This is a genomic window from uncultured Acetobacterium sp., from assembly GCF_927416815.1.
Taxonomy (GTDB): Bacteria; Bacillota; Clostridia; order Eubacteriales; family Eubacteriaceae; genus Acetobacterium.
The window spans coordinates 1-23,279 of sequence record NZ_CAKMJU010000023.1; the positions used below are offsets into that span (position 1 = coordinate 1).

Genomic DNA, 23,279 nt, shown 5'->3' on the forward strand with positions numbered 1-23,279 from the left:
GAACTGGCCACCCATCGGTGGTTTAACGAGCAATCGGCGCTGTCGGAGCTGCAGAGCTGTGATATCCATGGGCTGGGCAAGGACAGTTTCTACGCCATGGGCGATCGTTTGTTTGAAAATGTCAATCGGCAGATTTAACAGGTTGGTACGCTTCTGTTCTTCTAAATACAGTTTGCCATGAAAAATGGTGAGATTCTTCCGTGGTGGTATCAGATAAACGGAATTTATTTTTGTTTCCATCCCATCCTCGGCCACATATATATCCATATTGGTATAGCGCGATAAAAGCTCATTCATTAAACTCTTGTAGTCCGGTGATAAATGTTGTATAACGATAAAAACAAGTCCGGTGTTGTCAGGCATTGCTCTAAAAAAATCTTCTAGCGCCTCAAGGCCACCGGCAGATGCGCCAACGCCAACATAGTAATTTGCATCAATATTTCCCAAAATATAATCACCTTTCTATCAATAAAAAAAGAGTTCTCATTTCTATGTCATCACCTGCGAAGTGAGCAGGTAATTTCTACAACTCGTATACTTGCTACTGCCATCCAATATTTTATAACCACCATAAATACAGTCACTATTGCTATTGTTAATTAATTATTTTAACATTTACAGTGCTACCTTTCAATCATTATTAACAAATTATGGTTATGGTATCAAAAGTATTTTAACCCCATTAAATCAAAAAAACTTTAGTTCCGTCAACATTTTTGCAGCCAACACGCGTAGATGTGGTGCACCAATTTCACTTTTAAAGTTAATTGTACAAACAATAAATGCTCGCTTCTACCGCTACGTCACCAATCATTTCCTTCAGTGCCAGCTCATACAAATCGAGCTGGGGTTTGTAGGTAGCCTCTAGATTCTGTTTAAATTTACCCAGATCTTCCATCTCTCCCCTAGCATTGCTTTTATAATCGATAATGGTATAGTCGTTGTCTTTAACAATCACCAGATCAATGATCCCACGCATGTATAGTGGTTTTGTTTTTTCCACTTCTTCTAAATTCAGAAGATCAACCAACTCCGATGCCTTTTCTGATTTCACCTGCAACTGGAATGGCAGTTCAGTATAAACAGCATCTGCTTGATCAATCCGGTTCCAGAATTCCTGGTCTTGACAAAGATTTTCAGTTTTTAACCGCAAATCTTCATGCAGCGCATCATAAACAGCGCTCAACTGCTCAATAAATGGTGCCAATTCAAGTGATGGGTCGATTTTTAACAGGTCGCACTGTTTTTTCGTTAGTGGTTCACTTTCCAGACCCGCCAGGATCGATTTCTTCATGATCATTTCAAGCTCGGCTTCTGAGAGATCGGTGATTTTAGAATATCTGCCATCCACTAATAGCTGGAAAAGTTTATGAATGATAATCCCATAGAGGTTCCCCCGAAGCGGTTTGTTGACACTTTCCTGCTCACTAAGTGGCTCCGGATCTTCATCGCAATTGGAAGTCAGATGATTTAAGAACTTGCTGGGATTTATGTGCCCGGCCACTGGTTTTTGAGCCTCTTCACAGCAGGATTCAAAAGCCGATTGATGCTTTATAAATTCGCTATGGGTATCCACAATCCCCCAATGCTTTAGTTGATCTTTTTCATGATTGATAATATTCTCAGCAACCCCGGGATAATCCAGCATCCCGTCACAGATCTGCTTTGTTTCCTGGGGACATGCAATCAAGGGTTCCAGCTCTTTCCAGGCCGTATTCCTGGCAACTTTCCCCCGGCCATCGATGCGATCCCCGGATGCAACAATGAGCGCTTCTTTGGCCCGGGTGGATGCCACATAAAGTAACCGAAGATGTTCTTCCCTTTTTAAGGCGTCCGATATGGCTTTAGCTTCATTCCAACCATCCGGTTTGCCAATATAACTACCATATTTGTCTTTCGGGATGATAAATCCCTTTTTAATCCCATCGTCCTCGATAAAGAGCATCGTGTCCGGAAAACCCGACACTCCGGTTGAAGGATCCACCAGAAGAATCACATTACCTTCAAGCCCTTTGGCTTTGTGGAGATTCATGATCCGAACGGCATTGTACTCGCCGTCTTCTTCAATCAGATCGGTGATTGACATTTCTCGATCCAGGGTATTTTCGCTGAGACTCTGTAACCTGGCAACAATATCTGAGAAAGTCGAATAGGGTTCAGACCGGACCACTTCCAATAGCTGTTCCACATTTCCCATGGCGGAATTCAGGGTGATAATATCATAGTTTTTATTTGCCATAATCGTTTTAAAATCATTAACGACCGTTTCCACCACCACCATCGGAGGAACCTGGTTAATCAGTAATAAAAGTTTCTGAATCTCGAGCAGACTCTCTTTGATGCGGATATCTGCTAACGCTTTTATCTCCGCTTCATTCCAGATGAACTGATGATAAGTAAACCGCTGGTCCGCCTCCAGATGACAGGCAAATAGTTTTTCGAGCACCAAAGCCAATCGATAACTGTTTCGGTAGTCATCCAGATAGCTCAGCAACAGCACCAGGTTGTTAACCTCTTCCAGAGCCTTTGTCTCAATTTTCCCCGCCACTGAAACAGGAATTCCTTTTTCTTTCAAGGCATTAATGTACCGTGGCATTGAGGTTGTAAACCAGGTAATAATCATAAAATCACCGGGGGTAACGGCTCGAGTAGCTGCGGTCTTAGTCGCCGTATCATACCGACTGATCTGAGCCTGATTCGCAATTAAACCGGCAATCAGTTCTGCGATATAAGGGGCATCCCGTTCAATCAGTTCATCCTTTGTTCCCTCCCCTAACTGGTACCGATAAATACCCTTTAACGTCTGATGATCGGCTCCACACTCTGGTGCCAAGGTGGTCATCCCTTCAAAAATTGCCTGGCTGGTTCCTGCTTCGGTTTGATCCGGGAAACCAAACCCACTTAATTTTTTTGAATAGCTGTTTTCAACCCAGTCACAAATCTGCCTGTTTGACCGATAATTGCGCTGTAATCCGTAGACCCTACAGTTGCTATCCTGTTGCATTTTTTCCTTGACCCGGTTATAGAGCTTGATATCGGCTCCGGTAAAAGCAAAGATTGACTGCTTGGGATCACCGACCATACAAAGCGTACCATCTTTTAATTGGCAGTCTTCCCAGTTTTCCGGCAAGGTCGTCTCCCGGCAGGCCAGGTAGAAGATCAGCTCGGTCTGAATGGGATCGGTGTCCTGGAATTCATCGATATAGAAGCAGGTATACTTATGACTAAAAAACTGCCGGGCTGTTTCAGACTGCTTGATCATATCCCTGGCCATTACCAGCAAATCCTTATCGGTCAGTTTTTTTTCTTTCTTTTTTTCAACATTAAAATAGTTGATCGCTCCGATTAAAAACCGCATACACAAAGCATGTCGATAGCGTGAATAATCCTCTTTTAATTCGGCACAGACTTGATCCAACTGATAATCTTTCTTGAGCCGATTGTTGACACCTTTACCGATATTTAAAAAATCCGGATTAAAATTTTTGCTTTTATCATTTCTGCCGGCACATACATTCATTTTCGCATCGAGCTTTTCGAGTATTTCCATGCAATCTGAAGCGGGTTTAGCCTGCTCATTTTGCATAAACCATTTATATACAGAACGGGTTTCATCTTTAATTACCGGGGTTTCATCGTCCGTCAGGGTGCCACCACGCCTCAGTTCAATCTCAGTGAACCCAATCGCGGGATCATCCTGTTTATTTAAAACTTCACAAACCTGTTTTATGATTTGTCGGGCCTTTAAGAAAAAGTCCTGGCGATCCTTTTCTAAGCTATCCTGATCATAGACCCAGGTAATGCCATCTTTTTCGCAGATTGAATAAAAGGTATCTTCCAGAATATCGGGATTAATACCCACTTCTCCCATTCGTGATTTTATTTTACTGATTTCCGGATCAAAAGCGGTTTGATCATTTTCACAAAACTGAGCAAATAGACCTTTTTTAAATACTGCATCCTGATCATCCCGGACAATTTTAAAATCTAGGCTAAGCCCTGCTTCAAAGGGCATCTCTTTGAGCATGCTACTGCAAAAGGAATGAATCGTCGAAATGTGAATCTTATCCATATCTTCAATGGCTCTTTTAAGTTTTTCTTTCTGAGCGCCCTCTGCCTGGGCATGAGCTTTAAATAAGTTTTCCTGAAAGCGCTCCTGAAGACCGATGGCCGCTTTTTCGGTAAAGGTGATCGCTACCATTTTATCTAAAGTAATTTCGGTGTTTTTGATCTGGTTCAAGATCCGGTTAACCAGGATGGTAGTCTTCCCCGATCCGGCCCCGGCCTCGATCAGGATATTGGGAGTAAAATCATTTAATATTTGCGATCTGTTTTTATCTTCCATTGTCATACCTCCCAGGCACAGGCTTCAGCCTGACATAATGTCCCATAATTACAATAACCACAGGTTGTTTCCCAATTGACATACTTATCCGGTTCGCCAGAACACCGTTCAAAATTGCCGTTTTCGATATCACCGACAATGTCATTTAATTTATCCCTGGCTTCGATTTTTGTCGTTCTGCTAATTTCAGTTTTTAAATGCGCATGACGATCGCAGGGAAAATCATACCGGCTTTCCGATACTTCCAAAGATTTATCTGAATAAATGGTTTCAAGAACGATGGCATAAACATAATCCTGAATAAAAGCATCAAAACCGAGTTCTCGCTTTTTTTTCATCGGGGCAAATTTACCAGTCTTGTAATCAACAATCCGATAGGTACCATCAACGAGTGCATCAACCCGATCAATTGAGCCTTTTAAAGGCAGGGTATTCCCATCCTTTAACGTGATCTCCACTGGATCGGCCAGGTGCATCCCAAAGGCCAGTTCGGTGGCAACCGGTACAAAGCGCTGTGTTTTCATTTCATCACATAGTTGGATCAGACAGCCTCTGGCGTCTTCCTGACAGCGATGGCGTTGCATTTCATAGGCCGTCCGGGATAAATAGGGCACCCTTTCTCGCATCTCATCACAATTCTTTTGGTAAATGTCAGCAAATGCCGTGACCTTGAATTCTTGCTCTTTATTTCCAACGATGACGGTTGCCACATAGTCCTCCAGTACCTTATGCATAAAGATCCCTTTTTTCTGATGATCCAACCAGACAGATCGGTCATATTCTACCGTTTCTGGCGGTTTCAGATTGGAACGATATTGATAAAAATATTGTCTTGGGCAATCAAGAAACATCATAATACTGCTGGCCGAAAGTGAACCAAGACCCTGATCTGAAGATTTCATCTGATCCCCCAGAACATAGCCTTGGCGCTTGATTATCCCCATTGTCGGTTGTTCTGATTGGGCTTTCGTGGCAAAAAGATAATATTCTTTTTCTTGCAGAATATTTTTACTCGTACCAATGAAACCGCTTTTCTCTAAAGATTTCTTATCAACCTGCTGAATTTCCAGCAAGCGATTATAAAAAGAAGAGGCATTCTTTTCTTTAATCCCCACCGTATCAAAATAGTTATAACCAAATACTACCCGTTTGATCTTTCCGGCAAGACTCTCCAGCAGTCTGTAGATACTGTTTTTTTCGACACTGGTGGACATCCCAAAGGTTAATCCCAAATTCTGCCGTTCCTGGTCTAATAAAACCGGTGATTCGTTTGCTTTAAGAGGAAAGCGATCGGCATCAAGACCGATCACATAAACATAGGGTCTGGTAATAAGACCCGCCGTTGAAAAACTGGTACAGAGAATCGCATCTTCTGCTTCCCGGCTTGATTGAACCGATAATGATTCGATTAGCACCTGGATCTGATCCATGCCACTCACTGCGCTCATTTTAATGGTCGAAAATTCGGCAAACTCAATCAGTGCGGTTACAGCCTGCTGGCACTCCCGTTGATAGTCCCCATTCAGATTATCTTTGCTACAATAATCCGATAAAAAACCAGCGATACCAAGGGTAAAACCTTTTAGTTTAACCGCTTTCGACAGATCTTCCGGAAATAGTGACAATAAATTGCTTAAGAATTCTCCAAACACAAAATAATCCCGTTCCGTTTCATCCTCAGAATCCTGGAAGGTCTGAAATTTCTCAATTACTTTTTGATATCGGCTACGGCCAAAACCGACCCCTTCGATTTTAAAGTCTTCGAAAAGCCGTCGATTTGATTTCTTAGTGGTTGCCAGTTTTAATGAACGATTATGTAAAACAGATTTTAAGTCCTCTTCGAAATATTCATTTCTTACAAATGTGAAGAGGTCTCGTATAAAAGCGTAGATTTCACTGTGATATCCGGGGATCCCTCCGGGCAGACTTAGGTTAAGACCAACCGATTGAGCAACATTATGAAGTAAAAGAGCGTAGGAATAATGGGTGAATACAACCTGAACATCGCCAAAGGCATAACCTTTTTCCAGAATATCCTGGGCTACATATTTAAATTCATTGACCTGACCATAGGATCGGAAAAAATCAATGGCTGGTTGCTGAATCAGCTGACTTTCCACCCCATAGATCCGGGCCAGATCGTTTCCCTCTTCAAAGGATTCAGGCACTCGGGAATAAAAGGTTTCAGGCCGATCGATGCCTTCAATCCGGGGTGTTTGGATAATTTCAATATCCGCTCCAGCAAAGGCAGTGATCAATGCCCGCTCCAAACCAATGGCGCTAGTATTGGCGAGAATACCAAACTTGCTATTTTTAAAACCGGCTTCATTTTTAACCAGATCGATGGCCATCTTTAAAAGGCTAACATAATCCACCAAGATGTCTTGCTTTAACCGATTTTCATAAGCTTCCAATACAATTCTCAAATCCATTAATTTTGGTGAATCCGCCTTGGTCTTCAACACATCCTGGGCATCCATTATCCTAATCTCATCGATTTGACGGATCAGTTCGCTGGCGGTGGGAATATCAATCCACTCCGGATTGACAAAATACCTCAGTTGCTGCAATTGATCCTGCATGATATCCATCATCAGATTGGTGGCAACGTCCTGATTAATCAACTTTAGTTCTTCACCATCTAAAGCTGTCTGAATTTGACAGATACCCGAAGCCAAATCATAAATGGTTTTGCATTCCAGATTGATACAGGGAATCCCCTGATCATTTGCCTGTCTTATGTATTGTTCACCCACCGTATAGTTAGGAACAATGAGCATTTTCTTTTTAAATGGATTATCTTTGATAAACTGGTTAAAAGTTAAAGCTGATTTCACGGACATTTCCTCCAACTCAATTTTATGATATGGATTAGTTTTTTGTTTCTCAATTCTGTATCAGTGAACAATTGTCCACTGATGCACTCTAAAGCTGTTCTATTCCAAATTAATCGTTTTCATATAGGTCTTTGATCCTTCTTACCCGTTTCAACAGTTCCTCTCGAACCTGAACCGGCGAAACAACCTTGACATTTTCTCCATATTGCAAAAGCCAGAAATATAGACCATCACCTTCATTGACAGCAACTCTGACATCATACTCATCCGAGCCATTTTGTTTAAACTCGATGTTTTCGCCAAAATAGTCGATCAGTTCATCGACCATGTTTGGTTTCACTCTTAAAACTACGTGTATCTTCTCACCACCAAAATTATAAAGACTTTTGGCAACATATTCTTCGATTTTGCTGGATGGGTTATCACCGACCACTTCTTTGGCTGGTTTTACCGGCATATCAGTAATGGAAAAATTGACAATCCGATCGAGTCGATAGAAGGATAAATTATCATACTTATCATAATTCCCAATCAGATAATAGCGGTCGCCACGCCATTTCAAGGAATAGGGATTGACCAGATATTCTTTTCCATCAAACCTGACCTGTCGTTCTAGATTTGTATCCGTATATTCATATTGGAACCTTACTTTCCGTCCTTTTCGAATGGCGATCAACAACATATCAATGTGTTCTGCCACCTTTAGTTTATTGGTTTTGACATAGGATTTTACCGGCGTTACATTTTGCAGAACTTTTCTGCTTTCTGAACTGGCCAGCAGTCTCAACCGTTTGGCCAGGGATTCCGATTTTTTCTCAGTTAAAAACCGGGCCTGCCAGACTGCGTCAATGAGGATTTTCAGCTCCCAATCCTCAAAACTCCGACTACACATGTAATAGCCTTTGCGGTTATCATCGTATTTTTCTATTTCGTATCCATAATCGCTTTCATTATTGTAATATTCTATTAATGTATTAATATCACGACACACTGACTTGCGCTCCGCTTCAATCCCATAGGATTGGAGTTTTTCGCAAATTTCGTTGGCTGTCAGCGGATGATTTTCATCCGTATCTTTCAGAATATCCAGGACCCGCAAGAGTTTCATTTTTGTCTTTTCCAATTTAAAACCTCCCAATAGATTTTCTTAGAGCATTATAACAAAACACCCATGACTAAATTGGTATTACTGGCTTGTGTTTTTCAGGTTTTGATTTTTTCCATTTCACTACTCCACCCCCTTTAAGATAACTTCATTGGCAATGTATTGATTGCCCACAAAGGCAAATTAAGCAGCCAATCTTCCTGCTGATAATCGGTCATGGCAGTACGAATTGATATTTTGGGACTGAATTTTTCATGATAGGTTCTCAGGCTTTTAGCTTTCAAATTGGTCTCAGCCTTGACCTCAATGGGAAACACATCGCTGCCATTATCAACAAGAAAATCAATTTCAGCACTTCCTCGATCATTTGTCCAGTAATAGGTTTCAATGCCCGCTAACGTCTTTAACTGCTGTAGCACATATTGCTCTGTCAACGCACCTTTAAACTCTTTGAACAGTTCGTTGCCGTCAAGCAGAACGCTTTGATTCAGTCTGACCATACAGGATAGTAAACCAACGTCCAATATGAACAGTTTGAATGCCTTTAAATCTTCATATGCCTTTAATGGCAGTCCTGGTGTTGTTACCCGTTGTACTTTGTGAACAAGACCGCAATCGGTCAGCCAGAGCATCGCCATTTCATAGTCTTTCGCCCGTGCCCCTTCCTTGATCAGACCGTAGATAAACTTTTTGTTTTCCTTAGTGAGCTGGGAAGGAATACTGTTCCATAACATCCGAATACGTGGGATCACTTCATTTGGCGCATGCTTCGAAAAATCTTGCTCATAGGCGGTCAGGATTCGCTGCTGTATCTCTCTTGCCTCATTAAAATCCTGATGATCAGCAAAATTGACAACGACTTCCGGCATCCCACCAATAAAATAGTAATATTTAAGCAAATCGATGTATTCCTGTTTAAATGTGTTTGCCAATTGATAATCGCCTTTTTCGATGAGTTCGACAAATTGTTCTTTTCTCATGGCTTTCATAAATTCTGTAAATGACAAAGGGTAGAGGTCAAGAAATTCTACCTTGCCGACCGGAAATGATGTCCCCTGGTGCAAAGCAACCCCCAGCAATGAACCGGCACAGATAATTTGATATTCCGGTGCATTTTCATTAAAATACTTTAAGGCTGTCATCGCCTTGGGTACCTCTTGTATTTCATCAAAAATAAGCAGGGTGTTTTCGGGATTGATCTTATTGCCTGAGTAAAGTTCCAGTCCTGTGATTATCCGTTCAATTTTCATATTAGCTGCAAACAATTCCTGCATCTGCTGATTATTATCAAAATTGATATAAACAACGTGACGATAATTTTTCTGTCCAAAGTTTTTCATCAGCCAGGTTTTACCGACCTGCCTGGCTCCTCGAATTATCAGGGGTTTTTTGTTTTTCTTAAGCTTCCATTTATGGAGCTTCTCCGTTGCTATTCGTTCCATTTTCATCACCTCATAATGGTATTTTAATCCATTATAACATATATTACGATGAATGTTTGTTGTTTCATTACATTATTTACGACGAATAATCGTAATATTGTGCGAGAATTATAAAATCTGGCAACCGCCGACCCTATCCGTCATCTAAAACCCAAAATCATTGGCAAAAGCCAGATCCATGGCTACCCCATGCCGAAGCACTTCCAAACCATTTTTTTCATCAATGGCCACCAGATAATATTGTTTTGATTTGTCATATTGTTTGTTTTTAAAGGCGAACTGCAAACGGAAAATCCGCTGTTGGGCTTTGTCATCTCTATTATCCGCGATATAACTCTGTTGGTTGGAGATTTTCTCATTGTCTTCCGAGATAAAAAAGATCCGGTAACTGGTGATGCTAATGCCGTCCCCCACCGGTTCCGTCTGCATGAAATCCAGAAAAACGATCAGGTTGGTGATCTTCTGAACCATGCTCACCAGCATAATCTGAGCAGGTCGGGTTTCGATCCGGCCTTTTTCGGTTTTAACATCAATAACCGGGATGATCATTTCCTGGGGAGACGATCCGCCATGGACAAAATTCTGGCCACCGCCAGCCACCTTAAAGACGTTGGAGCTCACCGGGAAGGACACGGTTTTGGTGTCGTCGTTACCCAGGATCTTCCCCATCGGCATCGAAGCAATGCCATCCCCGAATAGCGCCTGCTGATGGATGATAAAACGACGATTGACAAAGGCATCCTTACTGGCACCATTACCGATCTTGTCGCTTTCCTGAAGCTTATCCCGTTTGTAGATAAATCCGTGATCGGCGGTAACCATAAAATGCGTGGTGTTGGCATTTGAGGTCAAACGCTTGATCAGCCCGTGAATTTCGTTGATGGCTTCTTCACAAGCGGTAAAGACCTCATTTTCGGTGTTTTGCTTGTCGCCCCGGGCATCAATCTGGTTATGATAGATATAAACCACATCCATGCCGGTAAAGACATCCCGAAGCTCGGCCTTTTTCATGGCTCTAATCTCATCAAACTGAACGCACCGGCTGTTAGTAACATCGCTTTTTAGAATCGCTTCCCGCTGTTTCAGATCATCGGCGGTGCACCCATCTACTTGTACCTTATAATCAGCGGAGATGGTCAGCGTCTTGTGGGGAAGCAAAGCCGCCATTCCCAGCCGGGTATAGGAGGGTAATACCCCTAACATGCCCGACAACCTGGCGGTACACTTTTTATCATCCTGAAGTTTTAAAAACAGTTCATGACCCACCTCATAGCGCAGGGCATCCGAGATGATCACCACCAGCTTATCCTTGATCGGTCTGATTAGCTGTTCGTAAAACCGGCGCTGCAGCGGCAAAGCCGCTGGCATGCCTTCACTGACCAGGGCGTCATTCCAGCCGGTTATGACCTTTGCCAGGTATTCGTTGGTATAGATGTTCTCAACCAGATCCCGCAGCTTCTCAAAACCGGCAGTCTCACTGAGCTGATCAAAATAGTAATAGAATTTCCGGTAATGACCATCAATCCGGTAATCGGCCTCCAGATACTGATCGACGACGCTTTTAAAGTTGTTTTGACACTGATAGTTGGCGCTCAGAATCAGATAATAGGAATGGTTAAGGAGTCCATAGGTGGTGTTAAAGATCTCAGCAAAATGTTTTTTCTGGCGTTCTTCGCAAATCGCCGGAATGGTGAGATCTGAAAGCTTTGCCCCGGTATCTTCAGCTAGCAGTCGCTCCATCACCCAGGCAATGATAACCCAATCGATGACGGCAAAGGTATCGCAGGTCATTAAAACCCCGGGATCATAACCCTTAAATACGGCACCGGCATTGAGACCTCTGGCCACATAGGCCGACAGATCATCATACTTCTGACGATAGAGGACGTTGTTAATCAGGCTGTCCAAAAAAGCGATAATGTTTCCGGATTTATAGCTCACAAAGCTTTTTAAGCCTTCCGGCAGATCAGCCTGGAGATATCGGGCGGTATAGGTAACAAATAGGGTCACGACCAGTTTTTCGAGATTGGGGGTGACATCGTTGTAACCAAAGTGTTCCTCGCAAAGCCCCCAGAACGGTGTAAGCAGATCGTACTTTTCAAACTCGCCCAGCATCTTATTTTGATCAAAGCGGTTGTCATCAGAACTATTTTCTTCAAAACTATTTTCTGAAACGCCTTCATCCATTAAAACAACCCGCACCACCTCTTCAAAGGAAGCAGTCCGGGTTTTACAGAGCACACTCATCAATGCCACTTCAATGGTTTCCCGGGTAAAGTTCTCAATCTCAAGATCATAAAACCGCTGGGTCCGTTCCCGGGCCGAAAAGAATTTGATATATTTCTGGATCACCGGTTTATACTTTTCATCAATACCCAGATCGACGGTCAGCAGGGACACCCGGTCGGCATGAAAAATCTTCGAATAACGGATGGTATCCTCCAGATGATTATCCCGCACCGGAGGCCGGGGAAAAGGTGCGTAAACCAGATAGCTAGTGACCGTATCCACCCGCTCCAGAAAGTATTTGGTCTGAAACTGATTATCCGGCGCCAGCCGATACAACTTGGCACCGGCAAGCTCCAGTGACTCGATTTCAGTCGCAAAATCCCCATGATCATCATACCAGAAAACCAATTTCCGGTTTTCGCCGGAAAACTCGGCATTAAGTTTGTCAGTGATTTGTTTTAAGTTCAGTTCTGCCATGTGGTGTCCTCCATCATAAATTTGTTCCTTATTTGTTCGCTATTCTTTCCTTAATCCACATTATAATCACACACCTGATTTGTTTGGTTTGTTTGGTTTGTCGTGTATTATGTCAATAAATCCCGAATCGTTTTAATGATCTGATCGAATTCAATATTTTTTGCATATGAATATTTATTGCTGTAGTCATTCCAGATTTTACGGAGTTCCTGACTTTTTGAAATACTATCCAGATAAGCAACGTGGTTATCTAAATACCTGGTGCTGTCTCGTTCTTCCGCTTTTTTCCTGATTGCGATTTCGAGTTCATCCCGATCCAACACGGAGTTGTTGAGCTTAATCAGAATATAAAGGTCATAATAGTCTCTAGCTCTGGTATTGGAGATATTTCTTACCAATATTGATTCAATTTTTTCCGCCAGTATGGTGTTTAGATTGTATGCTTTAACGCTGATTTCTCGTTCTTCAAACATTAATTTGTAGGCATAATCCACTTCACCTGGAATGATCATATCTCCTGTGGTGATATCAATTTTTAAATTAACTTTAATTGTAAAAAAGATTGCCTCAAGACTGACTCGAAAATCATCATATTCCGAAATATCGTGAATACTTTTAATTCCTTTAATGTTAAAATTTACATGATCCTCAAGATCGATTGATATGATTTCTGATAGTATCTTATGAATTCCCGGTTGATCGATGGAAATGCCTTTAATTGTGGTATCCATGTCCATCGTACTTCTCATGTCAATCCCAATCATTGCGGCAATTAAAAAACCGCCTTTTAAAATAATGTTATCCCGATAGTTGGATATGGCAATTCTTTCCAGCAGGCGCTCCATCATGAAACTCTGAAGTAAGGTGTTTGCAATCACACCATCTCTTTTGGCACGATTGTTAATCCAATCTTTCAGTTGTCTGGGGCTATTGATGGTCATGCTAACACCTCCATGTATTGATGTACCAGGGATGAAATCTTAAAAACATCGGCATACGACTGAAGTTTAATAAAATCTCTCTCCGGATCACGCATGTACTGCCGGACTGCCGTTAAAACAAGATCGGTATCCAGCTTATCCTTTTTTTTCAGGCAATCGCAGATGGTTCGCTCTTTATCATAAACTGCAATCGTATGACCATATGGCGACTGCACATTCATTTTCCCAATTTCGTGAAATTCTTTTTTCATATAAAAAAATTGATAATGATCGTCCATTTTCAACAACCGGGTGTTATAACCTGTAGGAATGGTCATCATCAGTTTCAACGGCGATCGATCGCATAAATCATGGAGAAATAATGCCGTTTCGTGAGAAAAGATCCCTTTTTTACAGCGATACTGCATGATAAAATAATCATCCACCATTTGGTCTGCATCAATATAAATGCCTTTGTTGATTCGCTCAATTTTTCCATCTTGCTCTAATCGGCGGAAGACCTTATTATCAATTCCTCGCTCTGCAAATTGTTTCGTCTCAATCACGCCGTTATTCTTTTTTAGCGCGTCCAGAATCATTTCTTTATCCGTCATGCGATCACCTCTTGTCTTTATCGTTCGTATATATTATATTTTATACGAACGATAAAGACAAGTTTAAATTGTTCTTTCTTAATCTAACACCAATATTTCTAATGTAACCTTTCATCTGTTATATTAGAAATATTGGTGTTAACATAAAATCTAGATTTACCCAGTGCTCTTGTTTTTTAATTTCAGTTCTGTCACGTATCATCAAGACTTGAAAAACCACGTATTCTCTTCCTCAAGCTCTTCAACCAATAGTTCCCAATGACCGGTTTGGCTACTTCCCACCCGCTTAATGAAGCCATTCTTTTTCAGCTTGTTAAAATAATACTTCACACGATCAACATTCCATCCTAATTGTTCTGCAATTTGCTTTTGCGACAATGATGGGTTGCTTCGGATCTGTTTCAATAAAGATAGCTCGTTCCGTAAATGACACTTGAGTATCTTGGGTAGTAGCTTGGGTGGTCTTCTCTCCCGGCCAAAACGTCACCCACTGTTTTGTACATGTTCAATCATTTTTTGCTTTAATATAAGCCGTACCAGGTCCAGCTCCCACCTTTTCGATATCACCATTTTTTACTAACGCGGACAGCGTCCTTTCGACGGTAACCTTACTGATGTCGGGACATACTTCCATGATCTCTCTTTTAGAAATTTTCCCAATTTTGCCGTCGATGACCATTTTTATCCGTTCAGGTTTTGACAGCGTTCGAACTCTTAAATGTTCAACTCGCCGTTCAAATTCCAAATAGACTTTAAGTAAAATCCCAAGATAGTACTTCACAAAGGGTTCATAGTTATTTTTATTTTCGTGCCAATCATATGAACTGTCCTGCAAGGCCTCATAATAGGTTTCTTTTGTCTTTTCGATGAGCATCTCAATACTGATATACTTCCCAGCAATATAACCATTTTTATATAATAAAAGCACGGTTAATAATCTACTCATCCGCCCATTGCCATCATTAAACGGATGAATACATAAAAAGTCTAGTACAAACATCGGTATCAAGAGCAGTGGATCGTAAGTGCCCTGGAGCAATGCCGTTCTTAATGACTGGCATAACTGATCAATCGCTTCTTTTGTGTCATAGGCGGATACCGGTTTAAAACGAATGCTCTGTTTTCCTTCTTCATTCACTTTGGCAATCATATTATCAGCATTCTTGAAACTCCCGCCAACCGAAGCATTAGAAAATGAATATAAATCCCGATGCAACTGTAAAATAATATTAGGGGTAACCTCAATATAGTCATAGCTTTCATGAATTGTCGACAGAACATCCCGGTAACCGACAATTTCCTGTTCGGATCGATTCTTTGGTTCTGCCTTGTCTTTGACCAGTTCCTTAAGCCGTTTATCGGTCGTAAAAATTCCTTCAATCCGATTGGAAGCGCCGGTGCTCTGAACTCTGGCAACTTCCAATAAAGTATTTAATACATCGGGGTTTGCCTCAATAAACAAGGATTGCCGGCCTTTATGCTCATGTATCTGCGTCAATAATCCAACAATTTCCGGAGTCAATAACACCTTCGGTTGATTCTGAAAGTCATAGTTTTTCATCGTATTACAGCCTATCTCCTTCATTTTAATTTTATCTACGTCATTATAGCATGAAATGATGGAGATTCCGAATCTGTTTCAAAAAGATATCTGGTTCTGTAAGTGACATTTGGGTAGTAGCTTGGGTAGCTTGGGTAGTGGCTTAGTAGCTTGGGTGGTCATCACTCCCGGCCGAAACTGTCACCCGGAAATTTCCGCCCATTTCTTTCAGTTACGGTTCCGGTAAACCAGCTTCCTTGCAGGCACTGATCATTTTCGGGATACCACTTCCCCATTGCTCAATAATCTTCATTACTACCGGATTCGGTTGTAAGCAGTTCTTCCATTGGTTCATTTATCCCTTCATTGTATCGTTTTTCCCATTTAGCGTTTCACTTAGTTTCAAGCTCTGTTCCAAAAACCTGTCAGGGAAAGCTTCCTGGAAAGGACAGATTCGACTGATCACAACCGTTGATCCATATGAGCTGACCGTGACCGCCCGCAACAGCTCTTTTCATATCATTTGCGGCACCTATACCCACGGCCACTTTTTATGCATCCCGGATCTGGGGGTATCGACCCCACTTGCCGCTTTAAACGATACCTTCTGGAATATGGAACAGCTGACCATCGACAATCCGGATTTATCAGAACCCGATGCCATCAGCAACATCTGTGCTTTAAAAGCCCTTAAACTCCATCTCGTCATCTGATTAAAAGCAGGGAAACCTGCTTTTAATCAGATCTTTTAATTTGCTCCGTTAATATCGCTGTTTATTTAAACTGCCGAATCAGGTGTCAATAATGTACCTTGATAACCTTGTTTCCCGCTATTTTGGTTAAAATAAAATGCCGGATGGTGGTGCTTATAATTTGACGGGCAACAATATTCATAGTATTTTATACAATTTTGCACTAGTCAGAACATGTTTCTTCGCAGTTCTATTCCTTCAGGCTCGCTGAGTCCCTGCTCGTAGAGCTTGAACATATCTGCAGAAATGTAGATCATCCGATCTGCTTCGACAACAGATACACTCACCATCTTTTCCTGCCCGTTCCTTAATTGAGGAATGAACATGCCAACGCATGGTTTGCTAATGTGGTCTTTAAGTTTCCCATCATATGGCACCAGATAGCACCACCCATTCATCGCTCCCTTAACAGGAAGATCGATGGCAGCCTTCCACAGCTTTTCTGGAATCAAGGTCTCATCCAGATCGTAGGAATCAACATATTCCGGTTGTTTCGACACCAACTGCTTTTGTTCTGAATGTTGTTTTTCCTCAGCAATTCTTGGCTGGTGGGTACTATCAACGATAACCGATTTTACAGCTTTATGTACCTGAACATCTACTGCTGCATCTTCTGTTCTAACCTCGTATATCTGTTCAGGCAAGCCATAGACATTTACACTCTGATGGCTAGTAGAAAATGCATTGTTTTCAAGATAGTGCGAGTCCCCAAACATAAGATCTTCTAAGACTGGTGACTTAAATTCATTCCACGCATCAGTACTGCGAGCTAAATTCTCGACTCGTTTCACCAGTCGCAGATTTCCAATGTTTTCAGTGTTATCATCCGGCATAACAATGAACAAAAAGTCTCTTGCACGGCTAATTGAAACATTGATGATGTTCTTTTTATTTAGGAACATTTGCTCAGATGATGATATTGTAGGCGGCGTATTAAATACCGCAAAAATGATATCACACTCATCTCCCTGGAATCCGTGGATTGTATCAACCTGAACATCAACTTCCTGCGGTAATCTTTCAGCAGCTAGAAGTTTATCGATCATATCTGCCTGTGCCCTGTATGGAGCTATGATGCCTATCTTGTATAATTCTCCTGGATTGTTTCTTGCTATTTCTTTTGACAGATAGCACACATATTCATATGTAAATAGTGCAGAGTATACCTGATAGGAACTGCTATGCTGTAATCTCTTGCAGCGGTAAATACTTTCGTACTTACTAACCGGGTACTTAATGATATTGAGTGTTTCTACCCCCAGGTCATCACCCACATTTAATGGTCGCTGACTGGACGTGTCTCGGTAATGCTTCAGGATGCCTCCGTAAGCAAAATTGCTGAACACACCTCCAATATCTGGTATGCTTCGATACTGTGTTGTCAGTAGCTTAACCTCATATGGATATGGCTTAGTCTCTGGTCTTGTAAAAGAGTTCAATTCGACCATCTTATAAATGTTTTCATCTTTCCATCGTTCCACTGAGGTAATCGGTTCAATCTGGAATGGATCACCTGCGATGATAAATTTTCTAGGAGTTTTTTTATAAAGCGGGAAGATGATATTCGCTAGCGGAATCATCGATGCCTCATCAATAACAATGAAGTCCCAATTTATTCCATGAAGGAAAATCCTAGCTCCCTGCGGCATGAAGAAGTCATAAGGGAATCTCGCCATGGTCGCAACAGTAACATTTTTGGACAGTGTCCTAATATCGAAGGTTTTTTCCCTAAATACAGCACTCTGCTCAATTTCCTCGTCACCTGTTGCTCCAAAGCGAACGAGCCATTCCGCATAGGACTGGTCCTCACTGGACACTTCCATGATTCTTCTAACAAGAACATCCGCAGCCTTGTTAGTCGGAGCAAGAACTAATACTTTACATTCTGTGTTCTTCTCCATTAAAGGAATGAGCACATTCTTGGCAAGATATGTTGTTTTTCCTGTTCCAGGCGGCCCAAAGATGAACTCAATATTTTCGCACAGTTTGTCCTTCATATTGAAGTCATCATCATATCCTAGCTCTGCAAATTGCTTTCGAAGTTCCTCCAAAAGGAAGGACGGACTTTGTGCGTTTATTGTTGCTTCCTGAACCGCATTAAGATCTATTCCGTCAATCGCATTACTATCCTTGATCTTTACACGTAATGTATATGATTTGATATTCGCGACCTCAATAGCCACCGTCTTAGTTTTATCGCCAATATGCAAAACCAGGAGTATGTCTGCTAATTCTTCCATGAACTGAGGAATATATCTGTTCGGATTTTTTAGAACAAGCGTCCTCTTCGTTCCAGGTTCTCTTTCCACCTTTGCAAAACTGATAGAAACTTCTCGGCTATTCTGGTTCGCTTCACCGCTATTAATGCTCTCCATTTCTAAAAGAGCCTTAAACCATCCATAAGAATACGGGGTGGAATTTTCTATTTTATTATCCAGTTCCTCAAGATAAGTGATTTTGTCAATTTCTGCTGCACTTTTCTGCTTTGCTCGCTCAATCTTTTGCTTATAGTTGACGGTTGCTGGAGTGTATTCGTCCTGGTCAACGTCTTGAATTTCCTCCAGCTCAGTATCTTCAGCTTGGTCTTTCCTCTTATTCTTCGCTTTTGTTTTCTTAGCAATATCGCGTAACACATTCAACGAAGGGTCAAGTGGTTGGTCAGAATTCTCATCCTCGTAATGTGAAACAGGCTGGTGATTGCTAGGATGCGTTACACTGCTAGAGTCTTCGCTCTCCTTATCTAGCTGACTCCAGAACTCAGCGTCTGCTTTTTTAGCCTCCTGCTGTCTTCTAAACGCCTCATAAGCCTCTTTCTCTTCAATTGGAATGGCGAATAGGCCTTCTGTTTCAAGCTCCTTGTTTCGAGTGTTGATTTTTTCCGAAGAACTTCGTTTCAGACCAATCTTATCCGCAATATCAGCGGTCATGATTTTTCGATATTCAACAGCTAACTCATCTGAGGTAACTTCTGATGGTCTGACCAAATTTCCTTTTTTATCATACATCCACGCTTTCAATGCAAGGGATGCTCCAAATACTGAATAACACTCGTCAAAACCATGTGTGGCCGCTGCTGGACTGAAATCCTGTCTTGATGACCATTCCACCCAGTCTTTTATTTGCATGTCAAATTCTTTAGCAAGTCTCAAAATAATTACTGATTTCTCGATGCTCATCAGCGCTTCAAGAATAGAATCAAAATACGCCAACTGATTCAACGGGTAGAATTTTCTGTTATTTGCGCGCCCTACCAAAGGTCGTAAATGTACATCCCAGCTTATCCCACTTAAACCATTCGCCCTAAAGAATTTTGATCTATCACCTCTGTCAAAAGTGAGTCCATCCGTTCTGCATCCCAGCTTTTTTAGCTCCTGTACATTGAATGCGTCAAAATACCGGCTATCAGTCAATTCGATATCAACGTCCTTGCATAAGACATATAAATCGAAGGAACCATTTGTTCTCTCCCATCTTCCTGATAACGCTTCCCTCGGTAGTATCTTTCGCTTCTCCCCACTTCTTTGGTTCTCAACGATTATGATTCGTTGATCTGCAATCTCATCAGATGGTATTTTTTTATCCTCAACGGCTATGAGAATTTTTCGAAGAAGTCGAACTTGCTCTGAAAAATCAACCTCTTCATCCGATGCCAGAACATGTATCGCATTCTTAGCGTCATTTAATTCCGTTGAGTACTCTTTCAGTTTAAAAATCTCTTTGTAGAGATACTCTACCTTTTTATCTTCGAGCAGCTTTTCCTCTAGTGTTCCATTGTTTAGATAGATTTGTGCTGCGTCCTCTAACGTACAGTGCCTGCCTTCTTTAGTTCTTACTAGCGGAAGGTTATCCAAATGGTCATAACTAGCGGAAAATCCATAATAGTTATGAGTAATGAGTAAATCGACGTAATTGATGAACCACTGGGTTGTTTTCTCCTTATAGAAATCTGGAGTTAGTGAATTAACGATGTCCCAGATTACCATCTTGCGGCATTTAAAACTCGTATACACAAAATAAAAGAAATCGCTATTATGGTCCACATGGCAAAAATGTGCTTCATTCTTCGTTCCAAAGAAAACGGAAAGCCATTTAATTCCAAATAAATCCACTACTTTTTTACAGTCCTCAACTTTCTCCGAAGTAAATAATACCGACTGAAGACTTCTATAAGATTGATTGCTGCAAGGAATAATTGCCCTTCTACCTCGTAATAGCTTGATATATTCATCTTTAAAACTTTTAAAGATTATCTCATTACCGAAGCCATCTTCTCGGTCGCTAAAGAACATACGCTCAATTAAATCAACCGATAATTGTTCTTCCTTAGCTAAAACAATCATACTATCGGCTACCAGAATACCTATGTTTTTCATTAAATCATCGTTAGCTACATTATTCAGCGCAATAGTATCCCGGCTAGATTTGGTTATAAATGGTGCATGAATCAGAAATTCGCAGTTTGAAGAAATTCTAGTAGGAAAGAAAACAAAATAAAAATCATCGTGATCACAGTAATAATCATCGCTCAGCGCACAGACTTCATCGTCCACTTCCAGGTATGCAATCATAACTGTTTGATTGTTAACTTCTACAATTTCGCCTTCATCATCTGTATCCAGTAGTGTTATGCCGGTCTTTTTGAGCAAGTAATAATAAGAGTAAATGTTTTCATCGTCCTCATACTCGTCCTCCTCATCATCTGAATGCTCAATTTCCGTTGGCATCTTTGTAATTCTGATATGTTCAGAAAAAGAGTCATCCAAAAACTGGCTACTATTAAGTAGCGTCTTCTCAATTGTGTTTTTTTCTTCACCAACGACTGTATTGATTTTCTTTACATTTTGTAAAAACAGAATTGCTTCTTCGTGCAAACTATCCAGTTTTTTGTAGATTCGGTCCCTTGCAATTTTTTTCGTTTTCTTCGCGTTAAATGGGAGAATGAAAGTTGTTTTTCCCTTTCGATTTGTAGTACTGTTCTTGATTCTCTTAGGAAGAACCAATTCCCTAATTTCAAACGCATAATCACCAGAAAAGACCTGTGGTGATTCTGTGTATACAAAAACCGATTTGAAACCAATGCCAAATTTCCCAATTTTCGTATAATCATCACTTTTCGTTCCCCTGCTGATGCTACAGATACCCTCTAAATTCTTTTCTGTGAAAGCCTTACCATCATGTGAAACAATCAGTCTGTCTTCACGTAGGTCAAAAGTGATTTCAGTCGCCTCCGCATCATCTGCATTCTGAAGCATTTCATACACAAAGTGTGCTTCATCACTATAGTTATCTACAATAATTTTCTTTACGCCTTTGAAATTTTCATTTCCAACAAAAGCTTCATTTGATTCGTAGATTTTTTCTATTGTATCCATCCTATTTCACCGCCATACATAAACTTTGACTACAAACCCCCTCGAATTCGATATTTACAATTATATCTCCATTCCGCTCTTAGAGAATTTGTTCTTTAAAAACTGCCATGTTTTCTTCTAAAATCTGCAACCGTTTCGTCCCGCTACAGTTCAGCCTTCTTAGTTTTATAATCCTAAATCACTTTTTGATAAATTTTCATCCCGTAATTCATTTAGTTTTATTCTAATCTTCCTTTTGTAAGTCTTTTCTTCGGTGTCCTTAACAAAAGCCCAAAGAATGAGCGGATCTGCAAATCCTTTTTCCAATAATATTTTTTTTATTTTGGGGCTGGGCAATGTTATTACACCAACATCTAGACTTGGTACTTTTTTATTTAAATTCTGACAAATATAAATAATCTCAGTTCTTTGAAATAAATATTTTTTAAAGAAACCTATTTCTTTTATTATTATAGGCCGGTCTTTTCCGTTATGGATTTCAAATTGAAAATGCAAAAATTTCTGATCTCGAATAACCAAAACTGGTTTCTTTTTAAATCCCTTAATTATCTCATCAAAGACAGACCTCAAAACAGCTAAAACTGATGACAGTATTTCTAACACGATACGCACCTTTCAATTAAAAAACTGGTTACTTCTGATTTTCCCAAAAAAATCTATTTGTTAATGTAACTTGTCTTTAAATACTTGCACCAACTTCTTCCACTTCAGCGGTCTCTAAAAATTCCCCAATGCTGATCATTTGTTTACTATATAACCCATAACCCATGTAGCATGATTGAGCAATTTTTATCGAATAGTTTTTTGCAACATCCGGATATAATCTCAAAGCTTCAGTTAATTCCCTTTTCAAAACGGTGGAAGCTGGTTTATGATTTGCTGGTAATAGCAGGTATTCCGGTTTTTGCTTTTCCATGTCAATTTGAATGTGTTTATTTATCCCTTTTACTAATCCCAATTCATACAATTGGTTAAACTGCGTTTCGGCTTCCTGAGCCAACATGGTAAGTTTTCCATTTTTAGCAAACAGATCCATATCTTTGAAATGTTTAATGATTCCTGCATCCCCAGTCATTGAACCATCCCCATATTTCATTTCCATAATGGCAAGGGTTGTCACCTTGCCATTTTTTCTAGCTGATCCAGTTGAAGGCCATTTTACGCCAATCAAATCAAAGCGACTGCCATTCTCTGTATTGGCGTATTCAATGTCCGCAACAAAATAATCTGTATCATTGGATGTTCCCTTTGGTGTAGTTGTTGTCATATTAATGTTATTATCCCGCATCACATGTTGCTGGAATTCCCGTTCGTATTGTCTTTTGTTGTCATGAAACCAAAGATCCATTTCCTGTTTCAATAACGGGAATGCCTTAATATAATCAACAATACTGCTTAATCCCTGCAATTGTGCCATTGAAATATACTGCGGGGGCTGATGGTTCAGGTACTTGTCATTAAAAATATATTTATAACCCTTCCCGTTTGTTTCAACACGCAATAAATTGCACCCTCGATAGTAAACATTAATATAGTTATCTCTGATGGCAAGACACAGGGTATCATCCTTAATCACCTGTTGAAGCAATACACTCAAATCCCCTGTTTTTAAATCATTAATAAACAATTCTGTTAAACCACGCATA

General features: G+C 40.7%; 15 protein-coding genes. 1 reads left to right on the forward strand and 14 read right to left on the reverse strand.

The annotated features are described in order from the left end of the window. The 11 genes from QZ998_RS03700 to QZ998_RS16860 all read right to left on the reverse strand — a co-directional run. On the reverse strand, positions 1-447 hold a 447-nt coding region (locus tag QZ998_RS03700), incomplete at its 3' end, for a chemotaxis protein CheB (RefSeq protein WP_296558125.1). Positions 448-763: 316 nt separating this feature from the next. After that, entirely contained in the window at positions 764-4,345 is a 3,582-nt protein-coding gene (locus QZ998_RS03705) for a UvrD-helicase domain-containing protein (protein ID WP_296558127.1), read from the reverse strand. Between the two features lie 2 nt (positions 4,346-4,347). Next, positions 4,348-7,182 (reverse strand): PD-(D/E)XK nuclease family protein, encoded by a 2,835-nt coding sequence (locus tag QZ998_RS03710; RefSeq protein ID WP_296558129.1) that lies wholly within the window; start codon positions 7,180-7,182, stop codon positions 4,348-4,350. A gap of 109 nt (positions 7,183-7,291) precedes the next feature. Continuing rightward, positions 7,292-8,305 (reverse strand): WYL domain-containing protein, encoded by a 1,014-nt coding sequence (locus QZ998_RS03715; protein WP_296558131.1) that lies wholly within the window; start codon positions 8,303-8,305, stop codon positions 7,292-7,294. A gap of 119 nt (positions 8,306-8,424) precedes the next feature. Beyond that, entirely contained in the window at positions 8,425-9,729 is a 1,305-nt protein-coding gene (locus QZ998_RS03720) for an ATP-binding protein (RefSeq protein ID WP_296558132.1), read from the reverse strand. Positions 9,730-9,873: 144 nt separating this feature from the next. Continuing rightward, a complete protein-coding gene (gene pglZ, locus QZ998_RS03725) occupies positions 9,874-12,435 on the reverse strand; it encodes a BREX-1 system phosphatase PglZ type A (RefSeq protein ID WP_296558133.1) in 2,562 nt (853 codons plus the stop codon). 107 nt (positions 12,436-12,542) lie between these two features. Next, positions 12,543-13,376, reverse strand: a complete 834-nt coding sequence (locus QZ998_RS03730; protein ID WP_296558134.1) for a nucleotidyl transferase AbiEii/AbiGii toxin family protein — start codon at positions 13,374-13,376, stop codon at positions 12,543-12,545. Beyond that, the gene (locus tag QZ998_RS03735) at positions 13,373-13,969 is read right to left on the reverse strand and encodes a type IV toxin-antitoxin system AbiEi family antitoxin domain-containing protein (protein WP_296558135.1); all 597 of its coding nucleotides are present in this window, start codon (positions 13,967-13,969) and stop codon (positions 13,373-13,375) included. The genes QZ998_RS03730 and QZ998_RS03735 overlap by 4 nt, the downstream gene beginning before the upstream one ends. A gap of 201 nt (positions 13,970-14,170) precedes the next feature. After that, entirely contained in the window at positions 14,171-14,410 is a 240-nt protein-coding gene (locus tag QZ998_RS03740) for a winged helix-turn-helix domain-containing protein (protein ID WP_296558151.1), read from the reverse strand. Positions 14,411-14,474: 64 nt separating this feature from the next. After that, positions 14,475-15,530 carry a Fic family protein gene (locus QZ998_RS03745; protein ID WP_296558153.1) on the reverse strand — a complete coding sequence of 352 codons (1,056 nt, stop codon included), beginning with the start codon at positions 15,528-15,530 and terminating at the stop codon, positions 14,475-14,477. Between the two features lie 211 nt (positions 15,531-15,741). Then, positions 15,742-15,792: a hypothetical protein gene (locus tag QZ998_RS16860; protein ID WP_366512387.1), complete on the reverse strand. Its 51-nt coding sequence runs from the start codon at positions 15,790-15,792 to the stop codon at positions 15,742-15,744. Positions 15,793-16,000: 208 nt separating this feature from the next. On the opposite strand from QZ998_RS16860, the gene QZ998_RS16865 reads away from it, so the two are divergent. Next, positions 16,001-16,222, forward strand: a complete 222-nt coding sequence (locus QZ998_RS16865) for a hypothetical protein (RefSeq protein ID WP_366512386.1) — start codon at positions 16,001-16,003, stop codon at positions 16,220-16,222. Between the two features lie 206 nt (positions 16,223-16,428). Here the strand turns inward: QZ998_RS16865 and QZ998_RS03755 are convergent, their stop codons facing one another. From QZ998_RS03755 to QZ998_RS03765, 3 genes are all read right to left on the reverse strand, one after another. Beyond that, entirely contained in the window at positions 16,429-21,633 is a 5,205-nt protein-coding gene (locus QZ998_RS03755) for an AAA domain-containing protein (RefSeq protein ID WP_296558137.1), read from the reverse strand. A 165-nt stretch (positions 21,634-21,798) separates the two neighbouring features. Beyond that, complete coding sequence (locus QZ998_RS03760) at positions 21,799-22,236, reverse strand: hypothetical protein (RefSeq protein ID WP_296558138.1); 438 nt, start codon at positions 22,234-22,236, stop codon at positions 21,799-21,801. 76 nt (positions 22,237-22,312) lie between these two features. Then, positions 22,313-23,260 carry a hypothetical protein gene (locus QZ998_RS03765; RefSeq protein WP_296558139.1) on the reverse strand — a complete coding sequence of 316 codons (948 nt, stop codon included), beginning with the start codon at positions 23,258-23,260 and terminating at the stop codon, positions 22,313-22,315. Positions 23,261-23,279: the final 19 nt, after the last annotated feature.

What these genes read in the sequence shown, in the direction of transcription:
- QZ998_RS03755 (WP_296558137.1), bottom strand. Translation starts at nt 21,633, where the DNA reads ATGGATACAATAGAAAAAATCTACGAATCAAATGAAGCTTTTGTTGGA.
- QZ998_RS03735 (WP_296558135.1), bottom strand. Translation starts at nt 13,969, where the DNA reads ATGACGGATAAAGAAATGATTCTGGACGCGCTAAAAAAGAATAACGGC.
- QZ998_RS03730 (WP_296558134.1), bottom strand. Translation starts at nt 13,376, where the DNA reads ATGACCATCAATAGCCCCAGACAACTGAAAGATTGGATTAACAATCGT.
- QZ998_RS03745 (WP_296558153.1), bottom strand. Translation starts at nt 15,530, where the DNA reads ATGAAAAACTATGACTTTCAGAATCAACCGAAGGTGTTATTGACTCCG.
- QZ998_RS03705 (WP_296558127.1), bottom strand. Translation starts at nt 4,345, where the DNA reads ATGGAAGATAAAAACAGATCGCAAATATTAAATGATTTTACTCCCAAT.
- QZ998_RS03720 (WP_296558132.1), bottom strand. Translation starts at nt 9,729, where the DNA reads ATGGAACGAATAGCAACGGAGAAGCTCCATAAATGGAAGCTTAAGAAA.
- pglZ (WP_296558133.1), bottom strand. Translation starts at nt 12,435, where the DNA reads ATGGCAGAACTGAACTTAAAACAAATCACTGACAAACTTAATGCCGAG.